Source organism: Pseudomonas brenneri, from assembly GCF_007858285.1.
GTDB classification, from domain to species: domain Bacteria; phylum Pseudomonadota; class Gammaproteobacteria; order Pseudomonadales; family Pseudomonadaceae; genus Aquipseudomonas; species Aquipseudomonas brenneri.
Map to the genome: position 1 here is coordinate 296,176 of NZ_VFIL01000003.1, position 22,696 is coordinate 318,871.

Here is a 22,696-nt window from a genome sequence, read left to right on the forward strand (position 1 = left end):
CGTCATTCAAGGAAAAATTATGACTGCTGCCCTGCAAGGCTCTTTGATGGTGGACGTCGCCGGCACCTGGCTGACGGCTGAAGATCGTCACTTGTTGCGCCAGCCTGAAGTGGGTGGCCTGATCATTTTTGCGCGCAACATCGAACATCCACGGCAAGTGCGGGAGTTGAGCGCGGCTATTCGCGCGGTACGCCCGGACCTGCTGCTGGCTGTCGATCAGGAAGGCGGGCGAGTGCAGCGCCTGCGCCAGGGCTTTGTGCGTCTGCCGGCCATGCGCGCCCTGGCGGACAATCCCAATGCCGAATACCTGGCCGAGCAGTGCGGCTGGGTCATGGCCACAGAAGTACTGGCTGTTGGCCTGGACCTGAGCTTCGCCCCGGTGCTGGACCTCGACTACCAGCGCAGCGCCGTCGTAGGCACGCGCTCGTTCGAAGGCGATCCAGAGCGCGCCGCGTTGCTGGCCGGGGCCTTTATCCGGGGCATGAACAGCGCCGGCATGGCTGCCACTGGCAAGCATTTCCCGGGCCACGGCTGGGCCGAGGCAGACTCCCACGTCGCCATTCCCAATGACGAACGCAGCCTGGAACAGATTCGCGCCCATGACCTGGTGCCGTTCGCACGCCTGAGCAAGCAGTTGGCTGCCGTGATGCCTGCGCATGTGATCTACCCGCAGGTCGATAACCAGCCGGCAGGTTTCTCGCGCCGCTGGTTGCAAGACATCCTGCGCGGTGAGTTGCAGTTCGATGGGGTGATTTTCAGTGATGACCTGTCCATGGCCGGTGCTCATGTGGTGGGGGATGCGGCGAGCCGTATCGAGGCCGCTTTGAGCGCAGGTTGCGATATGGGTCTGGTGTGCAATGACCGTGCGGCCGCCGAGCTGGCCCTGAGTGCAGCCCAGCGCATGAAGGTCACGCCGTCGGCGCGGATTGCCCGTATGCGTGGGCAGGCGATTGCCTCGACTGACTATAAGCAGAACCCACGTTGGTTGGCGGCGCTCGGCGCGCTTCGGGATGCTCAGTTGATCGAATAGGATTGAGGTGCGCCTATCGCAGGCAAGCCAGCTCCCACATTTGAATGTATTCACAGATCAAAATGTGTGGCTTGCCTGCGATAGGGGCCTAACAGTCAGCGCTTCTCTTGCTTATTGGGCAGCGGCGCAAACAGCGCCTCGATATCCTCGTTGCCCAACTTCCAGTCGCCAGTGGTGCGTCCATCCAGCACGCCCGCCGCCAGGTCTGACTTTTCCTGCTGCAACGCCTGGATCTTCTCTTCCACGGTACCGCGCGCAATCATCTTGTACACAAACACCGGTTTTTCCTGGCCGATGCGATAGGCGCGGTCGGTGGCCTGGTTTTCCGTGGCCGGGTTCCACCACGGGTCGTAGTGGATCACGGTGTCGGCTTCGGTCAGGTTAAGCCCGACGCCACCGGCCTTGAGGCTGATGAGGAAGATCTGCAACTTGCCACTTTGGAAGTCCTTGACCGGCGTGCGGCGGTCGCGGGTCTGGCCGGTCAGCAAGGCATAGGCGACTCCGCGTTTTTTCAGCTCGATCTCAATCAGGCTGAGCATTGAGGTGAACTGGGAAAACAGCAGAATCCTGCGCCCTTCGGCAAACAGCTCATCAAGCATCTCCATCAGGCTGTCGAGCTTGCCCGAGCTGCTGCCGCGTGCGGGCAGGGTGGCATCGTTGACCAGGCGCAGGTCACAACAGACCTGGCGCAGCTTGAGCAGCGCTTCAAGAATGATGATCTGGCTGCGGGCCACGCCCTTGCGGGTGATCTCGTCGCGGACCTTCTTGTCCATGGCCAGGCGCATGGTTTCGTACACGTCACGCTGGGCTTCATTGAGATCGACCCAGTGGATGATCTCGGTCTTGGGCGGCAGCTCGGTGGCCACCTGTTCCTTGGTGCGGCGCAGCAGGAACGGTTTTATCCGGCCGTTGAGGTGCTGCAATCGCACCTCGCTGCCGCGTTTTTCGATGGGCACGCGGTAATCACGGTTGAAGCTCTTAACATCACCCAGCCAACCCGGCAGCAGGAAGTGGAACAGCGACCACAGCTCGCCCAGGTGATTTTCCAGCGGCGTGCCGCTCAGGCACAGGCGCTGGCGTGCATTCAGCTCGCGGGCGGCCTGGGCGGCCTTGCTGGTGGGGTTCTTGATGTATTGGGCTTCGTCGAGGATCAGCACATGCAGCGGCTGCGCGGCCAGTTGCTCGATGTCCTTGGGCAGCAGGGCATAGGTGGTCAGCAGCAGGTCGTAATCCTGCAATTGTGCGAAGTGCTTCTTGCGTGCGGCTCCGTACAGCGCCAGGACCTTGAGCTGCGGGGTGAAGTGCGCCGCTTCGTCGAGCCAGTTGGGGATCAGGCTGGTCGGCATCACCACCATGCACGGTCGGTCCAGGCGCCCGGCGATTTTCTCGCTGAGAATATGCGCCAGGGTCTGCAGGGTTTTGCCCAGGCCCATGTCGTCTGCGAGAATCCCGCCCACTTCCAATTGGCGCAGGGACTGCATCCAGCTCAGACCTTCGAGCTGATACGGGCGCAATGTCGCGTTCAGGCCCTCGGGCGCCGTGCAGGTGAAGTCCTTGATATCCCGCAGGCGTTGGGCAAAGTTGCGGATAAGTTCGCCGCCTTCCCATTGCAGGGGCAGGTCTTCTAGCGAGTTGAGGCGAATGGCGTCGGCCTTGGCCAAGCGCAAGGCGGTGCTGCCGGGCTCTTGCAGGTAGAACTCGCCGAGGGTTGCCAGCACCGGTTTGAGCCGGCCATAGGGCAGCGCCACCTGCAGTGGGCCGTGGCCGCCATTGGGCAAACCGGGGATGTTCACCAGGATCAGTTCGTCGTCGCGGCGGCGCGCGAGCTTTTCCGGGTTGAGGATTTCGGTGTGGGAGCGCATCAGGTTCAACAGGATCGGCAGCAGGCTCAGGCGTTCGCCATTGACGATAATCCCCAGCTCCAGGTCGAACCAGTCGCGTTCCGGCACTTCATCGACGCTGGCGTACCAGTCATCGACGGGGCTCAGGTCGAAGCCGAAGTCCTCATCGATCTGCAACTCCCAACCCTCGGCGCGCAGGGTGGGCGAGGCGTTGAGGGTGAAGTTCAGCCAGGCGCTGTCATTGACCATCTCAAACAGCTCGCCGGCGCTTTCCGGCAAGGCCTTGCTCTGGCGGGTGGCGATCTTGAAACCGAGCAGGCGCAATTGTTCGCGATACTGTTGCTCGATCTCGGGATGGCGCTTGATCCGCAGGCTCTGGGTTTCCTGGCGGACTACGATGTCGGCATTTTTCTGGCCGCTGACGTAGTTGCCCAGGTAGTTGAACGACAGCGCCGCGCGGTGCTGGATGTAGCGCTGCATCTTGCCGTTGCGCGGCTCAAAGGCGCTGAACTCGATGCTGGCCAGCCACAGGCGCGGGATCGGCTGCACGTCTTCGAGCACCACTTGTGGCAGCACTACGCGGTTATCCAGCACGGCCTGGAGCTTCTCCAGCAGCTCGGCGTCCTTGGCCGCTGCCGGAAAGGCCAGGGTTTCCTGAACCTGCAGAAGTACTGCGGCAATGTGTTTGCAGTTGGTGTGCACGGGGCAGGTGCAGCGGCTGTCCACCAGGATCAAGGTGCCTTTGGCCGATTCGCGCAGGGAGATGGTCTGGCGGTAGACATTGCCGCCTGAGCCTTCGCAGCTGGCGATGATGGTGCTGTCGCCTGACTCGACGATGCGTACGCGGTTTTCCAGGGCGTAGCGCCGGCCGCGCTCCAGGCTTTGCTCCTTGAAGCGGTTGGCCCAGGAAGGCGCCAGGGGTTTGGTCAGCGGCGACGGCAGGGACATGGTACTGGATCAGTCCGCCAGGCCGGGCGGTGGTGCGCTCGGTGGTTTGGCGGTGAGGGAGGTGATCTTGACCAGTAGGGCCAGGTGGCCGCCGTCCAGGTAGTTGAGTTGGTTGTTCTTGGTGCGTACGTCCGGCTGGCTCAGGTGTTCACTGGCAATCACGCTGCCGTTGCTGTCGAACTGGTTGAGCCAGAAGCTCGCATCAATCCGGGTGAAGCGCCCCAGTTGCAGGTCCAGGGTGCCCTGGATGGGGAACTGGCCGAACTGTTCCTGGCCATCGGTGATCTTCAGCTTGACCGCCTGTTCGCCCAGGTTCTGTTCCCAGGCCTTGTGCAGCAGCACGGTGTAGTCGCCACTGGCCTGGAGTTTCTCGACGATATTGTTCAGGCGTGGCGGGCTGATTTTCTCGATGCCCTGGCGCGCGTCGACAGCCCAGTTTTCCGGGGCGGGCCGGCTGTTGAGCTGGGGTTCCGCATTCTGGCGGACGAGGATCATTTCCACCTGGTAGAGGCTGTCGGCAAACGCCGAAGGTGCGACTACCACCAACAACAGGCTCAGGATACGAAACAGGCGCATGGGGCGTCCTTCAAGCAGATTTCGGGATGAGGCGTTCAAACAGCGCCTCCAGTGTATTAAAGCGCTCTTCTGCGCGTTCCATCGGCACCATGAACTTGAACAGCGTGGCACCTTCGAATTTGTAGCGGTTGGGCTGGCCCTGGATCAACTTGATCAACACCAACGGGTCCACCGGCGTCTGCGCTTCGAACTCGATACGCCCGCCTTGAGGGCCGGCGTCGACCTTCTTGATCCCCAGTTGCTCGGCCTGCAACTTGAGCAGGGTCAGGCGCACCAGGTTCTTGGTCGGTTCCGGCAACAGGCCGAAGCGGTCGATCATCTCCACTTGCAGGTCCTTGAGGCCTTCTTCGTCGGTGGCCGAGGCGATGCGCTTGTACAGGATCAGCCGCGCATGCACGTCTGGCAGGTAGTCCTCGGGAATCAACGCCGGCAAACGCAGGTTGATTTCCGGGCCGCCGCCCAGTGGTTGGTCGAGGTTCGGCTGCTCGCCTTTGCGGATGGCCTTCACCGCGCGCTCCAGCATCTCCATATAGAGGGTGAAGCCTACGGCCTGGATCTGCCCGCTCTGGCCGTCGCCCAGCAGTTCACCGGCGCCACGGATTTCCAGGTCGTTGGTGGCCAGCACAAAGCCCGCGCCCAGGTCCTGGGTGTTGGCGATGGCTTCCAGGCGTTTTTCGGCGTCACCGGTAATCTGCTGGCGCGGTGGCGTCAGCAGGTAGGCATAGGCCTGGTGGTGACTGCGCCCGACCCGGCCACGCAGTTGGTGCAACTGCGCCAGGCCGAACTTGTCGGCACGCTCGATAATGATGGTGTTGGCGCTCGGCACGTCAATGCCGGTCTCGATGATGGTCGAGGCGATCAGCACGTTGAAGCGCTTGTGGTAGAAGTCGCTCATCACCTGTTCGAGTTCGCGCTCGCGCATCTGCCCGTGGCCGATGCCGATCCGCGCTTCCGGCACCAGTTCGGCGAGGTCGGCGGCGCATTTCTCGATGGTTTTTACATCGTTGTGCAGGTAGTAGACCTGGCCGCCGCGCAGCAGCTCGCGCAGCAGGGCCTCTTTGATCGTGCTGTTGTTCTGCTCCATGACGAACGTGCGCACCGACAGGCGTCGCGCCGGCGGCGTGGCGATGATCGACAGGTCGCGCATGCCCGACACCGCCATGTTCAGTGTGCGTGGGATCGGCGTGGCGGTCAGGGTGAGGATGTCGACCTCGCTGCGCAAGGCCTTGAGCTGCTCCTTCTGGCGCACGCCAAAGCGGTGTTCTTCGTCGATGATCACCAGGCCCAGGTTCTTGATTTTCACGTCGTCCGACAGCAGTTTGTGGGTGCCGATGACGATGTCGATCTTGCCTTCGGCCAGATCGGCGACAGCGGCATTCACTTCCTTGGCCGACTTGAAGCGGCTCATCACCTCCACGGTCACCGGCCAGTCGGCAAAGCGGTCGCGGAAGCTGTTGTAGTGCTGCTGGGCGAGCAGGGTGGTCGGCACCAGGATCGCCACCTGGCGGCCGCCATGCACCGCGATAAACGCGGCGCGCATCGCCACTTCGGTCTTGCCGAAGCCCACATCGCCACAGACCAGGCGGTCCATGGGCTTGGGTGCGAGCATGTCGGCGCGCACCGCATCGATGGTGGTTTGCTGGTCCGGGGTTTCTTCGAAGGCGAAGCCGGCGCTGAAGGTGGCGTAGTCGGCCTTCGGGTCGGCGAACGCATAACCTTCGCGGGCTGCACGACGGGCATAGATGTCCAGCAGTTCGGCGGCCACGTCACGCACCTGTTCGGCGGCCTTGCGCTTGGCTTTCTGCCAGGTCTCGGAGCCCAGGCGGTGCAACGGCGCGAGGGCGTCGTCGCTGCCGGTGTAGCGTGCGATCAGGTGCAGGTTGGCCACGGGCACGTAGAGCTTGGCGCCCTCGGCGTATTCCATAGTGAGGAATTCAGCGGCTTGGTTGTCGATCTCCAGGGTCTGCAGGCCCAGGTAGCGCCCCACACCGTGGTCGATATGCACCACCGGTGCGCCTTCGCGCAGTTCGGTGAGGTTCTTGATCACCGCGTCGTTGTTGGCGTCTGCACGTTTTTCCCGGCGCCGGCGCTGCATCACGCGTTGGCCGAACAGCGGGCTCTCGGCAATCAGCGCCAGGGCCGGATCATCCAGTTGCAAGCCTTCGTTGAGCGGGGCAATGGTGATCGCCAGGCGGTCCTTGCCGGCCACGAAGTCCGGCCAGCTGTCGACGGTTTTTGGCCGCAGCTTCAGGCGTTCCAGCAACTCCAGCAGCACTTCGCGGCGCCCGGCGGATTCGGCGGTAAACAGCACGCGGCCCGGGAAGTCGCCGAGGAAGTCGGACAGCGCTTGTAGTGGTTGGGTGGCCTTGGCTTCGATGGCCAGGTTCGGCAGGGCCTGGGCGGGGAAGCGTTCGCGACCGACACCGGCTTCTACATCCTGTTGGCTGGCGACCACGCGCGGCCAGTTCTTGAGGCGGGCGAAGCAGTCTTCTACCGGCAGGAACAGCTCGGCAGGCGGCAATAAAGGCCGGGATGGATCGACGCGGCGCTCTTCATAACGGTTACGCACATCGTTCCAGAAGTTTTCCGCTGCCTGTTCGATGCCTGGCAGCGAGAACACCTGGGTGTCCTGGGGCAGGTAATCGAACAGGGTCGAGGTTTCATCGAAGAACAGCGGCAGGTAGTACTCGATACCGGCGGGGGTAATCCCGCTGCTCAAGTCCTGGAAGATCGGGCAACGGCGGAAGTCCACGTCAAAGCGTTCGCGAAAGCGCGCCTTGAAGCGTGTGACCGCGTCTTTTTGCAGGGGGAACTCCCGGGCCGGCAGCAGCTTGATCGACTGCACCTTGTCGATGGACCGCTGGTTTTCCGGGTCGAAGGTGCGCAGGGTCTCGATTTCGTCGTCGAACAGGTCGATGCGGTAGGGCAGTTTGCTGCCCATCGGGAACAGGTCGATCAGCGCACCGCGCACCGCGAACTCACCATGCTCGTACACCGTATCGACGCAGCGATAGCCGCTGGCTTCCAGGCGGGTGCGCATTTGCTCCACATCGAGCTTCTGGCCGATATCCAGCACCAGGCTGCTGCCGAGCAGGAACTTGGTCGGCGCCAGGCGGTGCAGGGCGGTGGTGATCGGCACCACCAGCACGCCGTGGGCCAGTTCCGGCAAGCGGTACAGGCTGGCGATGCGCTGGGAGATGATGTCCTGGTGCGGCGAGAACAAGTCGTAGGGCAGGGTTTCCCAGTCCGGGAAATGCAGCACCGGCAAATCGGGGGCGAAGAAGCTCAGCTCCTGCTCCAGCCGTTCGGCACTTTGGCTGTCGGCGGTCAGTAGCAGGGTAAAGCGCTTGGCTGCACTGGCAGCCTCGGCAATGGCCAGGCTCAGGGCGGCACCGGGCAGATTGCCCCAATGCTGTTTACCTGCCTCGGCAGGGAGTAGCGGTAGACGCAGGACGGGCACGGAAGGTTGAGCTCCAGCGTTGCGACAAAGTCGGTAATTGTAACGGCCCGGAGTGCCGCCTGTCAGTTGCTGACTGTGCCTATTACGGTTTGTAGGAAATGTAGTGGCTAAGACAAACAATGCGCGGTTTTGACTCGATATGTAGTGCAAAAATGCATGGATGTTTCGGAGGGTTACGGACAAGTCGCCCGGGTCTTTCCCTGAGGGGTACGCTGGAAGCCGCGTATTTACTGGGCTGTAGCGCGGCGAAAATTATTTGCAAGGGCTTTTGTTGCGTGGCGCGCATTGCTCCGAGGGCGGTCGGGCGGCATAATGTAGCCCCTTTTTTCTGCCCCTACATGTGGAAGGTTCCCGTGACTCAGAAGCCCGACCAGTGTCTTGGTGAATGGATCGACCGTGAAGCACTCGCTGAAGCGATGATTCCGCTTATCGGTCAGCTGTACCGCAATAACAATGTGGTGAGCTCGATCTATGGCCGCAGCCTGATCAACCAATCAGTCATCGCGATTCTCAAGGCTCATCGCTTTGCTCGCCATCGTTCTGCCGACGATAGCGAACTCTCCGTCCACGAAACATTCCCTCTGCTTAAAGCCATGAGCGAGCTCAAGCTCGGCGCGGCTTCGGTGGACCTGGGCAAGTTGGCCTATAAATTCCGCAACGAAGGCAATGGCCGTACTGCCGAGCAGTTCGTCCGTGAAGAAATGGCCGACGTGGTTGGCCAGCAAAACGCTGCGGCCCGCAAAGGCACCGACGTTGTGTTGTACGGCTTCGGTCGTATCGGCCGCCTGCTGGCGCGCATCCTGATCGAAAAAACCGGCGGTGGCGACGGCCTGCGCCTGCGGGCCATTGTCGTGCGCAAAGGCGCCGAGAACGACCTGACCAAGCGCGCCAGCCTCTTGCGCCGCGACTCGGTACACGGTTCGTTCAATGGCACCATCACCATCGACGAAGAAAACAACACCATCACCGCCAACGGTAACCTGATCCAGGTGATCTACGCGAAGAACCCGACTGAGGTGGATTACACCCAGTACGGCATCCAGAACGCATTGCTGGTGGACAACACCGGTGTATGGCGTGATGCCGACGGCCTGGGCCAGCATTTGGCCTGCCCGGGTATCGACCGCGTTGTGTTGACCGCGCCTGGCAAGGGCAAGCTGAAGAACATCGTTCACGGCATCAACCACAACGAAATCACCGCTGACGACAAGATCGTGTCCGCCGCTTCCTGCACCACCAACGCCATCGTGCCGGTGCTCAAGGCAGTGAATGACAAGTTCGGCATCATCAACGGCCACGTCGAAACCGTTCACTCGTACACCAACGACCAGAACCTGATCGACAACTTCCACAAGGGCGATCGCCGTGGCCGTAGCGCCGCGCTGAACATGGTCATCACCGAGACCGGTGCGGCCACCGCTGCTGCCAAGGCCCTGCCTGAGCTGGCCGGCAAGCTGACCGGTAACGCGATCCGTGTGCCAACGCCGAACGTGTCGATGGCCATTCTCAACCTCAACCTTGAGAAAGCCGCCACCCGTGAAGAGATGAACGAGTACCTGCGCTACATGGCGCTGCATTCCGATCTGCATAAGCAAATCGACTTCGTCAACTCGCAGGAAGTGGTATCGACCGACTTCGTTGGCTCACGCCACGCCGGTGTGGTGGATGCTGAAGCGACCATCACCCAGGATAACCGCGTTGTTCTGTACGTCTGGTACGACAACGAGTTCGGTTACAGCTGCCAGGTGGTACGCGTGATGGAAGACATGGCTGGGGTCAACCCGCCTGCGTTCCCACGCTAAGCATCAGCGCTAAATGAAAAAGCCCCGACTGGTTCGGGGCTTTTTTATGCCTGGGGGTTTTGTGTTGGGTTTCAAGGCCTCATCGCGGGCAAGCCTGCTCCCACAGTTTGATTTGCGAATACATTCAAATGTAGGAGCGGGCTTGCCCGCGATAGCGATCTATCAGGCCCCACCGACCACCGAAGCCTGCGCAGTGCGCAGTTCATGCCGGTTACCCTTGAACAGCACCAGGGTCGCAACCAACCCCAGCACCGCCGCCCCACTGAGCCAGATCCCCGGCGCGGCCTTGTTATCCAGCACATGGATCAGGTAGGTACAGGCCGCTGGAGTAAAGCCGCCCAAGGTCGCGGTCGCCAGGCTGTAGGCCAGGGAGAAACCGGTGGTGCGCACCTCAACTGGCATGATCTCGGTCAGGGCGACCACCATGGCGCCGTTATACGAGCCATAAAGGAACGACAACCACAGCTCGACGATCAGCAGATGGCTGAAGCTGGGGTTGGCCACCAGCCATGACAGAGCCGGGTACGCCGTGAGGATGGCCAGAATCGTCGCCCCCAGCAGTAGGGGTTTACGGCCAATCTTGTCCGACACTGCCCCCATGACCGGTAGCCAGAAGAAGTTCGACAAGCCGATGCACACGGTAACCAGCAACGCATCGAGGTCTGACAGGTGCAACTCGGCCTTGCCGAAGGTCGGTGTGTAGGCGGTGATCAGGTAGAACGACACCGTGGTCATCACCACCAACGCCATGCCGGCCAGGACGATGCCGAAATTCTGGCCAATGGAGTGGATGATTTCCTGCAGGGTAGGGCGATGTTTGCGCGCCTGGAATTCCGGGGTTTCTTCCAGGGAGCGGCGAATCACGAAGATCACGGGCACGATCAGGCAACCGATCAGGAACGGCACGCGCCAGCCCCATTCACCCATTTCCTCGGGGCTCAGCCAATGGTTCAGGCCTACGCCCAGCAGGCCGGCAAATACCACGGCGGCTTGTTGGCTGGCGGACTGCCAACTGACAAAGAAACCCTTGCGCCCCGGGGTGGCGATTTCTGCCAGGTACACCGAGACCCCGCCCAGCTCGACACCCGCAGAAAAGCCTTGCAGCAACCGGCCAAACAGCACGATCAGCGGTGCGGCCACCCCGAGGGTGGCGTAGCCAGGGACGCAGGCGATCAGCACGGTGCCGGCAGCCATCATGGCCAGGGTGATCACCAGGCCTTTTTTACGGCCGTGGCGGTCGATGTAGGCGCCGAGGAAAATCGCCCCCAGCGGGCGCATCAGGAACCCGGCACCGAAGGTCGCCAGGGACAGCATCAGGGACGCAAAGGCGCTGTCGGCAGGGAAGAAGGTCTTGGCGATGGCCGTGGCGTAGAAGCCGTAGACCATGAAATCGAACATTTCGAGGAAGTTACCGCTGACAACGCGAAAGATCGCCTTGCCTTTGCCCGTGGTGCTGGACATGTCATTTACTCAACTGGCTATCTTGTTGGAAATCCCTGGTTGTTGTTCGTCCGTGCTGCAGGATCTAGGCGCGCGGCGGCGCCAAAGAGTTTTGTAACCATATGTGTATCCGTGGTGGTGAGCAACAAAAACCGTTAGCAAGCTGGCTATTAACCCCTGGCCAGGCCTCATCAGGCGACGACATGCCGCATAATGGCCCGCCCCGAAAATATGCTTGAGTGCGGCTTCATTCAGTTTTCAGTAGCGATAAGGTTGTGTGGCTTATGGACGGTTTGCGATACGCAGTGGTGGGGGCTTTGTTGGCTATCCTGGCGGGCTGCGACAAAGGTGAGTCTCTGGAGGCTTTTGGTGGCCCGACCATGGGCAGCACTTATTCGATCAAATATGTCCGCACCCCCGGCACGCCGGCGGCCAGTGATGTGCAGCCGCAAGCGGAGAGCATCCTTGGTGAGGTCGACCGGCAGATGTCGACCTATCGCAGCGATTCCGACATAGAGCGCTTCAACGATCTGCCGGCCAACAGTTGCCAGCCGATGCCCGAGCCGATCCTGCACCTGGTGCGCACCGGCGAGCAGTTGTCCCAGGCCAGTGGCGGCGCTTTTGACCTGACGGTCGAGCCACTACTGAACCTGTGGGGCTTCGGTCCCCAGGCGCGGCAGGTAAAGGTCCCGGATCCTATGGCATTGGTCCAGGCACGCCAGCGCGTCGGCCATCAGCATCTGCGCATCGAGGCTGGCCAGTTGTGCAAGGATGCGGCGGTTCAAGTGGACTTCAACAGCATCGCCGCCGGCTACACGGTGGACCGGATTGCCGGGCGGCTTGAGCAGTTGGGTATTCACCGGTATCTGGTCGAAGTGACTGGCGAACTCAAGGCCGCCGGGCGCAAACCTGACGGCACGCCCTGGCGCGTGGCCCTGGAAGAACCGCGTGATGACCAGCAGGTGGCCGAGCGGATTATCGCGGTGGACGGTTTCGGCGTATCGACTTCAGGTGACTACCGCAATTATTTCCAGCAGGATGGTCGCCGCTATTCCCACACCCTCGATGCCCGCAGTGGGGCGCCGATTACCCATCACCTGGCGTCGGTCACGGTGCTGGATCCTTCGGCGTTGATGGCCGACGGTTTATCGACGTTGCTGTTGGTGCTGGGGCCTGAAGAAGGCTGGGACTATGCAGAAAAACACCGGATCGCGGCATTTTTTGTGATGCGTGAGGGGGATGCTTTCGTCACACGCAGCAACAAAGCGTTCGAACAACTGACGCCGGTCAAGCCGTAATCAATACGGTGTAGTAAAGGCAAAACTGGCCTACGACGCGACCAAGGGTTAATGTGCGCGGCGTTGAGCCTTATATAGACTGTGCCCCGGCTCACACACCTGAGCCTATTTGATCCTTCATGACCGCTGGCCGCGGCATGATTTAGCCAGGCGCCCAACCGTGCGCCCTGGCCTGTTCTGAGGAGTACGCATGGCTGTCTACAACTACGACGTGGTGGTACTGGGTTCCGGCCCAGCTGGAGAAGGTGCGGCGATGAACGCCGCCAAAGCTGGGCGCAAGGTGGCGATGGTCGATAGCCGGCGTCAGGTCGGCGGTAACTGCACCCACCTGGGCACCATCCCGTCCAAGGCCCTGCGTCACTCGGTGCGCCAGATCATGCAGTTCAACACCAACCCGATGTTCCGGGCCATTGGTGAGCCGCGCTGGTTCTCGTTCCCGGATGTACTGAAAAGCGCCGAAAAGGTGATTTCCAAGCAAGTTGCCTCGCGTACCGGCTACTACGCCCGTAACCGCGTCGACTTGTTCTTTGGTACTGGCAGCTTCGCCGACGAGCAAACCGTCGAGGTGGTCTGCGCCAATGGCGTGGTCGAGAAACTGGTGGCCAAGCACATCATTATCGCCACCGGCTCGCGCCCGTATCGCCCGGCGGATATCGATTTCCACCACCCGCGTATCTACGATAGCGACACCATCCTCAGCCTGGGCCACACCCCGCGCAAACTGATCATCTATGGCGCCGGCGTGATTGGCTGTGAATACGCCTCGATCTTCAGCGGCCTGGGTGTACTGGTGGAGCTGGTGGACAACCGCGACCAGTTGCTGAGCTTCCTCGACTCGGAAATTTCCCAGGCGTTGAGTTACCACTTCAGCAACAACAACATCACCGTGCGCCACAACGAGGAATACGACCGCGTTGAAGGCCTGGACAACGGGGTGATCCTGCACCTCAAGTCCGGCAAGAAGATCAAGGCCGATGCCTTGCTCTGGTGCAATGGCCGTACCGGCAACACCGACAAGCTGGGCATGGAAAACATCGGGGTCAAGGTCAACAGCCGTGGCCAGATCGAGGTGGATGAAAACTATCGCACCTGCGTCACCAACATCTACGGTGCGGGCGATGTGATCGGCTGGCCGAGCCTGGCCAGTGCTGCCCACGACCAGGGCCGTTCGGCCGCTGGCAGCATTGTCGACAATGGCAGCTGGCGCTACGTGAATGACGTGCCGACCGGGATCTACACGATTCCCGAGATCAGCTCCATCGGCAAGAACGAACACGAGCTGACCAAGGCCAAGGTGCCTTACGAAGTGGGCAAGGCGTTCTTCAAGAGCATGGCGCGTGCGCAGATCGCCGGCGAGCCGCAAGGCATGCTGAAGATTCTGTTCCACCGCGAGACCCTGGAAGTGCTCGGCGTGCATTGCTTCGGCTACCAGGCCTCGGAGATCGTGCACATCGGCCAGGCCATCATGAACCAGCCGGGTGAGCAAAATACCCTCAAGTATTTTGTGAACACCACGTTCAACTACCCGACCATGGCCGAAGCCTATCGGGTTGCCGCGTACGACGGCCTCAACCGGCTTTTTTGAGCGGCTCCGGCCGGTGGCCTGAGCCGGCCGGGGAGACCGATTTCAGTAATTCCCGAGAGTGGCAGTGGCCAAACCGGGAAAGTCTGTAATCAGGCTATCTACGCCGAAGTCGGCGAGCCTGCGCATCAGCGCGGGTTCGTTGACTGTCCACACGGACACGTGCAGGCCCTGGCGCTGGGCTTTTTCCAGTCGCTCGGGGGTGCACAGCGTCCAGTTCAACGCCAGAATCTCACAGCCGTAGTTCTGGGCGACCTTCAGCGGGTCGAGCCAGGCATATTCGGCGACCAGTCCACGGGATAGGTCCGGCGTCAGGTCCAATGCGGCCTTCAACACTTCCCGCGAGCTTGAGGTCACGGTGACCTTGTCCAGCAAGCCAAACCGCTGGGCCATTTCCCGAATCGCCAGCACGGTGGTCGCGGCGCGGGTGCGCGAGGCACTTTTGACTTCCAGTTGCCAGTGGTCGAAGTCGCACTTTTCGAACAGCTCTTCCAGGCGTGGGATCGGGCAGGGGGTGACCCAGCCCGGGCCGCCCTTGCGCGCGTCCATCTTCACCAGGTCGGCGGCGGCGTATTCCACCACCTTGCCACGGCGGTCGGCGGTGCGCTTGAGGGTCGGGTCGTGGATCACCATCAACTCGCCGTCCATGGACAGGTGCAAGTCCAGTTCGCAACGGCGCACGCCGTGCTTGAGGCATTGCTGGAAGCTGGTCAGGGTGTTTTCCGGTGCTTCGCCTTTGGCGCCGCGATGGCCATAAATCAGGGTCACAGATGCTCCTTTGCGCCAGGTGTCCTGGCTGGATAAATACGAAATCAGGTGTCTAGGCCGTCGTTTTGTTCGCGGGCCAGGCGCCGTTCCTGGGCCTGTTTTTGCAGAATGTAGCGGGCCAGCAACTGGCGCTGGGCGTCGGTCATGGACTCGAACTCGGTGCCAACGTCGAAGCCGCTGCCTTTGGGGTCGCAATGGGTGACTTTGGCTCTTAACAGTAGGCCAAGGGCCTGGGGCATCAGTACCAGCTTGACCGCCAGGTGGCTGCCCGGCGGCAGTGGCGTGGGGTGCTGGAAGTCGATACCGCCTTCGGAGATGATCACCGGCTGCGGTGCGCCGATCTCACCCAGCAGGCTTTGCGCCATGACCTGGCTGAGCAAATCCATGCGTTTGTTCTGCACCTTGAGGAAGGCGGCGAGGGTGCGGTCGCGCTCGCCAAGCTGGCGCAGCAGGTGCTGGGATTCGAATTCGCTCAGGTGCAGTTCACTGAGCAGATTGAACAGTGGGGAATCATCCAGCAACACTTCCTTGCCCAGCGCTTGGGCGGCAGGCAGGCTTTTGATTTGAAGTGCGATCATGTCGTCGATACGGTAGTATTCGCGGCGATCTTCTTCATCTAATGTCGTCATGGCGAACCCCAGGTAACGGTAATGGTCTGAGTGTAAAGCTGCTTACCAGACCCCGCCACCGGGACGTCTTCTTTTCCTCCGAACAAGCCCCGACATGTTCAGACCTCTCTTCGTATTTATCGGCACGCGTTATACCCGTGCAAAGCGTCGCAATCATTTTGTGTCGTTCATTTCCCTGACCTCCATGATCGGACTCGCCCTGGGCGTGGTCGTGATGATCGTGGTGCTATCGGTGATGAATGGCTTCGATCATGAGATGCGCACCCGCGTGCTGGGCATGGTGCCCCACGCGACCATCGAGTCCGGTGAGCCCCTGGCTGACTGGCAAGGCCTGGCCGACAAGGTCAAGCAGAACCCCAAGGTGCTGGCCGTCGCGCCGTTTACCCAGATGCAGGGCCTGTTGACCAACGATGGCAAGGTGCAGAAAGTCCTGCTCAATGCCATCGATCCGGCGCAGGAGCGCAAGGTCTCGATCATTGACCAGTTCATGCAGCAGGGCCAACTCGACGCCCTTACGCCTGGCAGTTTCGGCATCGTCATTGGTGACCGCGCAGCAGCCAAGCTGGGCGTGGCCATCGGCGACAAGCTGACCTTTGTCGCCCCTGAGGTCACGGTGACCCCGGCCGGTATGTTCCCGCGCATGAAGCGCTTTACCGTGGTCGGCATCTTTCATGTCGGTGCCGGCGAGATCGACGGCTTCCTCGGCTTGACCAACCTTACCGACCTGGCTCGCCTGCACCGCTGGAAGCCGGATCAGGTGCAGGGCCTGCGCCTGAAATTCAACGACTTGTTCGAGGCGCCGCGCGGTGCCTGGGAAATCGCCCAGCAGTTGGGTGAAAGCCAGTACTACGCCCGCGACTGGACCCGTACCCACGGCAACCTGTACCAGGCGATCCGCATGGAAAAAGCCATGATCGGCCTGTTATTGCTGCTGATTGTCGCGGTGGCGGCCTTCAACATCATCTCCACCCTGGTGATGGTGGTGAACGACAAGAAGGGCGATATCGCCATCCTGCGCACCCTCGGCGCCACGCCGGGGCAGATCATGGCGATCTTCATGGTCCAGGGTACGGTGATCGGTGTGGTCGGTACCGTGATCGGCACGGTGGTGGGGATTTTCGCCGCGCTGAACGTCAGCGCCGCCATCGCCGGTGTCGAAACCCTGATCGGCCACAAGTTTCTCAACGCCGACGTCTACTTCATCGATTATTTGCCATCCCAGGTGCAGAGCCAGGATGTGTTGATGGTGGGCGGCGCCGCGTTGGTCCTGAGTTTCCTTGCCACCCTGTATCCAGCCTGGCGCGCGGCACGTACCCAGCCGGCGCAGGCTTTACGTTATGAGTGAATCGGGCATGAGTGAAAAAGCAATCCTGAGCTGCCGCAACCTGGGCAAATCCTACGAGGAAGGCCCGGAATCGGTGGTGGTGTTGTCCAACCTGCAGCTTGAACTCCACCCTGGCGAGCGCGTGGCGATCGTCGGCAGTTCCGGCTCCGGTAAAAGTACCTTGCTCAACCTGTTGGGCGGCCTCGATACGCCGTCCCATGGCAGTGTGTGGCTGGCCGGTGAAGAACTCTCGGCCTTGAACGAGAAGGCCCGTGGCCAGTTGCGCAATCGCTCCCTGGGCTTTGTGTATCAGTTCCACCACTTGCTGCCAGAGTTTACCGCCCTGGAAAACGTGTGCATGCCGCTGTTGATCGGCAAGACCGCGATCCCGCAGGCGCGCCAGCGTGCCACGGCGTTGCTGGAGCGCGTCGGCCTTGGCCATCGCCTGGAGCACAAACCGGCAGAGTTGTCCGGCGGCGAGCGCCAGCGTGTGGCGATTGCCCGTGCCCTGGTGAACAACCCGGGCCTGGTGATGCTCGACGAGCCGACTGGCAACCTCGACTCCCACACTGCCCAGGGCATCAAGGACTTGATGTTGGAGCTGAGCACCCAGATGCGCACCGCGTTCCTGGTGGTGACCCATGACATGAGCATGGCCCGGCAGATGGACCGTGTGCTGCACCTGCAGGAAGGTCATCTGGTCGCCATTTGACCTGTTTCAAGCCCGGGCCCCCGTGCCTGGGTTTTCTATTTTTTCAGGCGGTGCAAGCGAATGTTCAGACCGTTATCGATTTTCATCGGCACGCGCTATACCCGCGCCAAGCGCCGCAACCGTTTTGTCTCGTTTATCTCGATGACCTCGATGATCGGCCTCGCCCTGGGCGTGCTGGCGATGATCGTGGTGTTGTCGGTGATGAATGGTTTCCAGCGGGAAATGAGCTCACGCATCCTTGGCATGGTGCCGCACGCCACCATCGTCGGCGTCAACCCGATCAGCGACTGGCAACCGGTGGCGGCGGCTGCCCTGAAGAACCCGGAAGTCACGGCGGCCGTGCCGTTCACCGAGATGGAAGGCATGCTGTCGTACAAGGGCTCGATGCAACCGATCCAGATCAGCGGCATTGATCCGGCCCAGGAAGGCAAGGTGTCCATCGTCACCCAGCATATCGTCCAGGGAAGCCTGGAAAACCTGCAGCCGGGTGAGTTCGGCGTGGTGATCGGGGAAATTACCGCGCGCCGTTTCCGCCTGAATGTGGGCGACAAGCTGACGCTGATCGTCCCGGAAATCAGCACTGCTCCTGGCGGTATCACCCCGCGCATGCAGCGGTTGAACGTGGTGGGCGTGTTCAAGGTCGGTGCCGAGCTGGATGGTTCGATGGCCCTGATCCACGTCGCCGATGCCGCGCAAATGCTGCATTGGCAGCCCAACCAGGTGCAAAGCGTGCGCCTGGCGGTCAAGGATCTGTATGCGGCGCCCAAGGTTTCGGCGGATATCGCCACAGGCCTCGGTGCAGCCTACAAGGCGGACGACTGGACCCATACCCAGGGCAGCCTGTTCAGCGCGATGAAGATGGAAAAGACCATGATCGGCCTGTTGTTGCTGATGATCGTGGCTGTCGCGGCCTTCAATATCATCGCCACGCTGATCATGGTGGTGAACGACAAGGGCGCGGACATTGCGATCCTGCGCACCATTGGCGCCACGCCGCGGCAGATCATGGCGATCTTCATGGTCCAGGGCACGGTGATCGGTATCGTCGGCACCCTGATTGGCGGCGTGCTGGGGGTGATTGCCGCGCTGAACGTCAGCGAACTGGTGGGCTGGATGGAGCGCGTGACCGGGCAGCATATCTTTAGTTCGGACGTGTATTTTGTCAGCAACCTGCCTTCGGAACTGCAAGGTGGCGATGTGCTGCTGATTTGCAGTGCCGGGTTTGTGTTGAGCTTTTTGGCGACGATCTACCCGGCGTATCGCGCGGCGAAGATTGAGCCGGCGCATGCCCTGAGATATTCGTAGGGTTCAAGACCGCTTTCGCGAGCAAGACCGCTCCCACATTTGTACCGCGTACTCTCTTTGAAATGGGGTCAAATGTGGGTGTGGGCTTGCTCGCGATGAGGCCCGCCCAGCTTGCATCAATCCCTCTTGGGCAACTCAATCACAAACCGCGTCCACCCCGGCTGTGACTCACAGAAAATCCTCCCCCCATGCGCCCGCACTATCGACTGGGTAATCGCCAACCCCAGCCCCGCATGCTCACTGCTGCCTTCATGCCGTGCCGGATCCACGCGGTAGAACCGGTCAAACAGCTTGGTCAGCAACCCCTGGGGAATCCCGGTTCCGGTGTTTTCCACGCTCAGGTTCACGCCCTGGGCGTTTTCGCTGATCCTCACCCGCACTTCACCGCCCGGCGGGGTAAAGCGCAGGGCATTGTCCAGCAGATTGGAAAACGCCCGGCGCAGCATGCTGCGGTCACCGGCGGCGCTGGCGCTGCCGTCGCGCAACAGGTTGACCTGGGCATCCTCGGCCAATGGCGCGAAGAACTCCAGCAAGGCATCTACCTCGTCGGCCAGGGCCAGGGGCTCGCGTCTGGGGTTGAGTAAACCGTGGTCGGCCTTGGCCAGGTACAACATGTCATTGACCAGTTGGGCCATCCATTGCAGTTCTTCCAGGTTGCTGTGCAGCGCTTCGCGGTAGTCCTCCAGCGGCCGAGGCTGAGTAAGGATGACCTGGGTCTGGGTCAGCAGGTTTGATAAAGGTGTGCGCAGTTCGTGGGCGATATCGGCGGAGAATGCCGAAAGCCGCTGGAACGCATCGTCCAGGCGGCTGAACATGGCGTTGAAGGCCTGGGCCAGTTCCGCCAGTTCGGCCGGCATCTGTTCCTGGGGCAGGCGCTGGGTCAGGGAGTGGGCGCGCACGCGGCTGGCCACTTCGGTCATCCGCCGCAGGGGCCGCAGCCCGCTGCGTGCGGCCCAGGCGCCGAGAAGCGCGGTTGCCAGGGCAGACAGGCCGACCGTCAGCCAGATCAGGTGTTGCATGCGTTGCAGGAAGTGTTGGTGATGGGTGATGTCCAGCATCAGGATCAACTGCGCGGAGCCCGGTTTGCCTGGGTTCAAGGGGGCGTTGTACACCCGGTAATTGGTGCCGGCGTTTTGCAGGCTGTGCAGGCCAGGCGTGGTGGGCAATTCGGCGGGAATACGCGGGGAGCTGTCAAACCAGCGCTGGCCATCGGCGGCATTGATGCGCACGGACAGATCGGGTTGATGGCTCAGTTCGTCTGCCAGTGCGGCTTGGCGCTGGGCGAACAGCGTTGGGGTATCGGCGTCTTGCAGGGCGCTGCGCAGGGCCATCAGCTTGCTGTCGAGCAGTTGCTGGTCCAGTTCGATGAAGTGTTTCTCGCTGGCCTGGCTGAACAACACGCCTGCCAGCAGCGAGACCACGGCGGTGCAGCCGGCAAACAACAACGCCAGGCGGCTGGACAGGGAGATGCGCTTCATCAACTGAACCGCTCTTCCAGCACATAGCCCATGCCGCGTACGGTGTGGATCAGCTTGTTGGGAAAACCGTCATCGATCTTCAAGCGCAGGCGGCGGATGGCCACTTCGATGATATTGGTGTCGCTGTCGAAGTTCATGTCCCAGACCTGGGAGGCAATCAGCGATTTTGGCAGCACTTCGCCCTGGCGGCGCAGGAGCATTTCCAGCAGGGCGAACTCCTTGGCGGTCAAGTCGATGCGCTGGTTGCTGCGCTCCACGCGACGCCGGATCAAGTCCAGGCGCAAGTCGGCCAGGTGCAGGCTGGTCTCCTGGGGCGTGCTGCTGCCCCGGCGCAACAGGCTGCGCACCCGGGCCAGCAGTTCGGAGAACGCGAACGGCTTGACCAGATAATCATCGGCGCCCAGTTCCAGGCCGTGGACCCGATCCTCGACCGCATCCCGCGCGGTCAGAAACAATACCGGGATTTCCAGACCGGCACTGCGCACCGCCTGGAGAATTTGCCAGCCAGTGCGACCCGGGAGCATCACATCGAGGATCAGCAAGTCGTAGTCGCCGGTCAGCGCCAGGTGCTGACCGGTGGTGCCATCGGCCACCAGTTCGGTATTGAATCCGGCTTCGGCCAGGCCCTGGCGCAGGTATTGGCCGGTTTTAGGTTGGTCTTCGACGATCAGCAGTTTCATAGGCAACTCATGGCAACGGGTAGCAGCGGGCTTTATACCGTGCGCACAGGGGAACTGGCATAACCTGACAATTTTGTAATCTAGCAGTCAGGTAGCTGGCAGCGGTGCATTATTAAAGTGTCCCACAGGCTGTTCCTATACCTTTGGAGGATAAACATGTTTTTGCGTAAATCTTGGTGGTTGGCAAGTTGCCTGTTGGTGTTGAGCGTCCCGGCACTGGCCGATGGCGCCGACACTTTCGCGTTTGGCGAGGCTGCGCCGGCAACCAAGGCCACTCGTACAGTGGAGGTGGTGCTGCAGGATATTTCCTTCGCCCCTACGTCTCTTGACGTAAAAGCCGGTGAGACGGTGCGCTTTGTGCTGGTCAACAAGGGCCAGTTGCTGCACGAATTCAATCTGGGTGACGCGACCATGCATGCCGATCACCAGAAGGAAATGCTCAAGATGCAGGCCAGTGGCATGCTGACCGCCACCGGCATGGGCCAGATGGACCACGCAGCCATGGGCCATGGCGACATGGGCGGCATGAAGCATGACGATCCCAACAGTGTGCTGGTGGAGCCGGGCAAGAGCGCCGAACTGACCTGGACCTTCAGCAAGGCCGGTGCGCTGGAGTTTGCCTGCAATATCCCTGGGCACTATCAGGCAGGGATGGTCGGCAAGCTGACTATCAGCAAGTAACCCCGGGGCTCAAAGGCGGGAGCAAAGGCTGTTAGACTGGCGGGGTTTATTTAGCCAGGTTTCCGCCATGCATCCCGCAGCCGAACATTCGCCGCTGGGCAAGTCCAGTGAATACATCTCCACTTACACCCCTTCATTGCTGTTCCCGATTCCGCGCGCGGCCAAGTGGGCCGAGCTGGGCCTGAGCGCCGAGACGCTGCCCTATAAAGGCGTGGATTTCTGGAACTGCTTTGAATTGTCCTGGCTGCTGCCCTCTGGCAAGCCGGTGGTGGCTATCGGTGAGTTCAGCATCCCGGCTGACTCGCCGAACATCATCGAGTCGAAATCTTTCAAGCTTTACCTCAACTCGTTGAACCAGACGCCGTTTGCCGACATGCCAAGTCTTGAGGCAACCCTGCGTACGGACCTGAGTGCGGCAGCCGGCAAACCGGTAGGCGTGCGCATTCGCAGCCTGGCCGAAGTGGAAGGCGAAGGTGTGGGCAGCCTGCCGGGCGTGTGCATCGATGAGCTGGATATCAGTGTCAGCAACTACGAGCACCCACGCCCGGAACTGCTGCGCTGTGACGATTCCCGCGTGGTGGAGGAGAGCGTGCATAGCCATCTGCTCAAATCCAACTGCCCGGTGACCAGCCAGCCGGATTGGGGCAGCGTGGCGGTGGAGTACCGCGGCGCGGCGCTGGATCACGCCAGCTTGTTGGCGTACCTGGTGAGTTTCCGCCAGCACTCGGACTTTCATGAGCAGTGCGTGGAGCGGATCTTTCTCGACCTGCAGCGGTTGCTCAAGCCTGAGAAATTGACGGTGTATGCGCGGTATGTGCGTCGGGGCGGGTTGGATATCAACCCGTATCGCAGTACCGAGGATGTGTCGTTCCAGAACCTGCGCCTGGCCCGTCAATAAATCTGATGAGCGATGGGGTGGCGGAAAGATTCACTTCCACCACCCTTACTAGCTAAGCGTCCAAACCGTTACTTTCAGTATGTGATTTTGTCTGAATCCAGTTTAGCCTGCTTTAAGCTCGCAATATCCTCTGGCGTTGCAACCTGGAACGATCCCAAGACTTCTGATGTACTTGAGCCCTTTTCTTGTGACCGATCGTTGGGTTGAAGCGATGATTGTGTTTGTGGCGATGCGGGATTGTTTG

The 22,696-nt window shown here is 61.2% G+C and carries 17 protein-coding genes; 9 read left to right on the top strand and 8 right to left on the bottom strand.

What is annotated here, in order from left to right:
- The first annotated feature begins 19 nt into the window (after window positions 1–19).
- Window positions 20–1,030: a beta-N-acetylhexosaminidase gene (nagZ, locus tag FJD34_RS07980; RefSeq protein ID WP_065942365.1), complete on the top strand. Its 1,011-nt coding sequence runs from the start codon at window positions 20–22 to the stop codon at window positions 1,028–1,030.
- Window positions 1,031–1,125: 95 nt separating this feature from the next.
- On the opposite strand, the gene FJD34_RS07985 is transcribed toward nagZ, so the two are convergent.
- From FJD34_RS07985 to mfd, 3 genes are read right to left on the bottom strand one after another with little or no spacing between them, the layout of a single operon-like run.
- The gene (locus tag FJD34_RS07985) at window positions 1,126–3,819 is read right to left on the bottom strand and encodes a DEAD/DEAH box helicase (RefSeq protein WP_065942366.1); all 2,694 of its coding nucleotides are present in this window, start codon (window positions 3,817–3,819) and stop codon (window positions 1,126–1,128) included.
- A 9-nt stretch (window positions 3,820–3,828) separates the two neighbouring features.
- Window positions 3,829–4,395, bottom strand: a complete 567-nt coding sequence (locus FJD34_RS07990; protein WP_032863307.1) for a CsiV family protein — start codon at window positions 4,393–4,395, stop codon at window positions 3,829–3,831.
- A 10-nt stretch (window positions 4,396–4,405) separates the two neighbouring features.
- Window positions 4,406–7,855: a transcription-repair coupling factor gene (gene mfd, locus FJD34_RS07995; protein ID WP_032863306.1), complete on the bottom strand. Its 3,450-nt coding sequence runs from the start codon at window positions 7,853–7,855 to the stop codon at window positions 4,406–4,408.
- 338 nt (window positions 7,856–8,193) lie between these two features.
- On the opposite strand from mfd, the gene FJD34_RS08000 reads away from it, so the two are divergent.
- Complete coding sequence (locus FJD34_RS08000) at window positions 8,194–9,657, top strand: glyceraldehyde-3-phosphate dehydrogenase (RefSeq protein WP_032863305.1); 1,464 nt, start codon at window positions 8,194–8,196, stop codon at window positions 9,655–9,657.
- A 162-nt stretch (window positions 9,658–9,819) separates the two neighbouring features.
- Here FJD34_RS08000 and tcuC read toward each other — a convergent pair whose 3' ends face one another.
- The gene (gene tcuC / locus FJD34_RS08005; protein ID WP_090291654.1) at window positions 9,820–11,118 is read right to left on the bottom strand and encodes an MFS transporter; all 1,299 of its coding nucleotides are present in this window, start codon (window positions 11,116–11,118) and stop codon (window positions 9,820–9,822) included.
- A 263-nt stretch (window positions 11,119–11,381) separates the two neighbouring features.
- Here tcuC and FJD34_RS08010 point away from each other — a divergent pair, with 263 nt between their 5' ends.
- A complete protein-coding gene (locus tag FJD34_RS08010; RefSeq protein ID WP_090291652.1) occupies window positions 11,382–12,395 on the top strand; it encodes an FAD:protein FMN transferase in 1,014 nt (337 codons plus the stop codon).
- Window positions 12,396–12,585: 190 nt separating this feature from the next.
- Complete coding sequence (sthA, locus tag FJD34_RS08015; RefSeq protein WP_024074093.1) at window positions 12,586–13,980, top strand: Si-specific NAD(P)(+) transhydrogenase; 1,395 nt, start codon at window positions 12,586–12,588, stop codon at window positions 13,978–13,980.
- Window positions 13,981–14,022: 42 nt separating this feature from the next.
- On the opposite strand, the gene FJD34_RS08020 is transcribed toward sthA, so the two are convergent.
- Together FJD34_RS08020 and FJD34_RS08025 are read right to left on the bottom strand one after the other, a co-directional pair.
- Complete coding sequence (locus FJD34_RS08020; protein WP_032863302.1) at window positions 14,023–14,745, bottom strand: glycerophosphodiester phosphodiesterase; 723 nt, start codon at window positions 14,743–14,745, stop codon at window positions 14,023–14,025.
- Window positions 14,746–14,789: 44 nt separating this feature from the next.
- Window positions 14,790–15,374, bottom strand: coding sequence for a PilZ domain-containing protein (locus FJD34_RS08025; protein WP_090291650.1), 585 nt, complete (start codon window positions 15,372–15,374; stop codon window positions 14,790–14,792).
- Window positions 15,375–15,468: 94 nt separating this feature from the next.
- On the opposite strand from FJD34_RS08025, the gene FJD34_RS08030 reads away from it, so the two are divergent.
- Genes FJD34_RS08030 through FJD34_RS08040 form a run of 3 tightly spaced genes read left to right on the top strand, consistent with a single transcriptional unit; the run spans window position 15,469 to window position 18,715 of the window.
- On the top strand, window positions 15,469–16,719 hold the full coding sequence (locus FJD34_RS08030; protein ID WP_032863300.1) for a lipoprotein-releasing ABC transporter permease subunit: 1,251 nt from the start codon (window positions 15,469–15,471) through the stop codon (window positions 16,717–16,719).
- Window positions 16,720–16,726: 7 nt separating this feature from the next.
- A complete protein-coding gene (lolD, locus tag FJD34_RS08035) occupies window positions 16,727–17,410 on the top strand; it encodes a lipoprotein-releasing ABC transporter ATP-binding protein LolD (RefSeq protein ID WP_167360824.1) in 684 nt (227 codons plus the stop codon).
- Between the two features lie 60 nt (window positions 17,411–17,470).
- Entirely contained in the window at window positions 17,471–18,715 is a 1,245-nt protein-coding gene (locus FJD34_RS08040) for a lipoprotein-releasing ABC transporter permease subunit (protein WP_032863297.1), read from the top strand.
- A 116-nt stretch (window positions 18,716–18,831) separates the two neighbouring features.
- Here the strand turns inward: FJD34_RS08040 and FJD34_RS08045 are convergent, their stop codons facing one another.
- Both FJD34_RS08045 and FJD34_RS08050 read right to left on the bottom strand, forming a co-directional pair.
- Entirely contained in the window at window positions 18,832–20,193 is a 1,362-nt protein-coding gene (locus FJD34_RS08045) for a heavy metal sensor histidine kinase (RefSeq protein WP_032863296.1), read from the bottom strand.
- Complete coding sequence (locus FJD34_RS08050) at window positions 20,193–20,873, bottom strand: heavy metal response regulator transcription factor (protein WP_032863294.1); 681 nt, start codon at window positions 20,871–20,873, stop codon at window positions 20,193–20,195. The genes FJD34_RS08045 and FJD34_RS08050 overlap by 1 nt, the downstream gene beginning before the upstream one ends.
- A gap of 156 nt (window positions 20,874–21,029) precedes the next feature.
- Here FJD34_RS08050 and copI point away from each other — a divergent pair, with 156 nt between their 5' ends.
- Both copI and queF read left to right on the top strand, forming a co-directional pair.
- Window positions 21,030–21,554, top strand: a complete 525-nt coding sequence (gene copI / locus FJD34_RS08055; protein WP_090291648.1) for a copper-resistant cuproprotein CopI — start codon at window positions 21,030–21,032, stop codon at window positions 21,552–21,554.
- 67 nt (window positions 21,555–21,621) lie between these two features.
- Complete coding sequence (gene queF, locus FJD34_RS08060) at window positions 21,622–22,452, top strand: NADPH-dependent 7-cyano-7-deazaguanine reductase QueF (protein WP_032863292.1); 831 nt, start codon at window positions 21,622–21,624, stop codon at window positions 22,450–22,452.
- Window positions 22,453–22,696 lie beyond the last annotated feature (244 nt).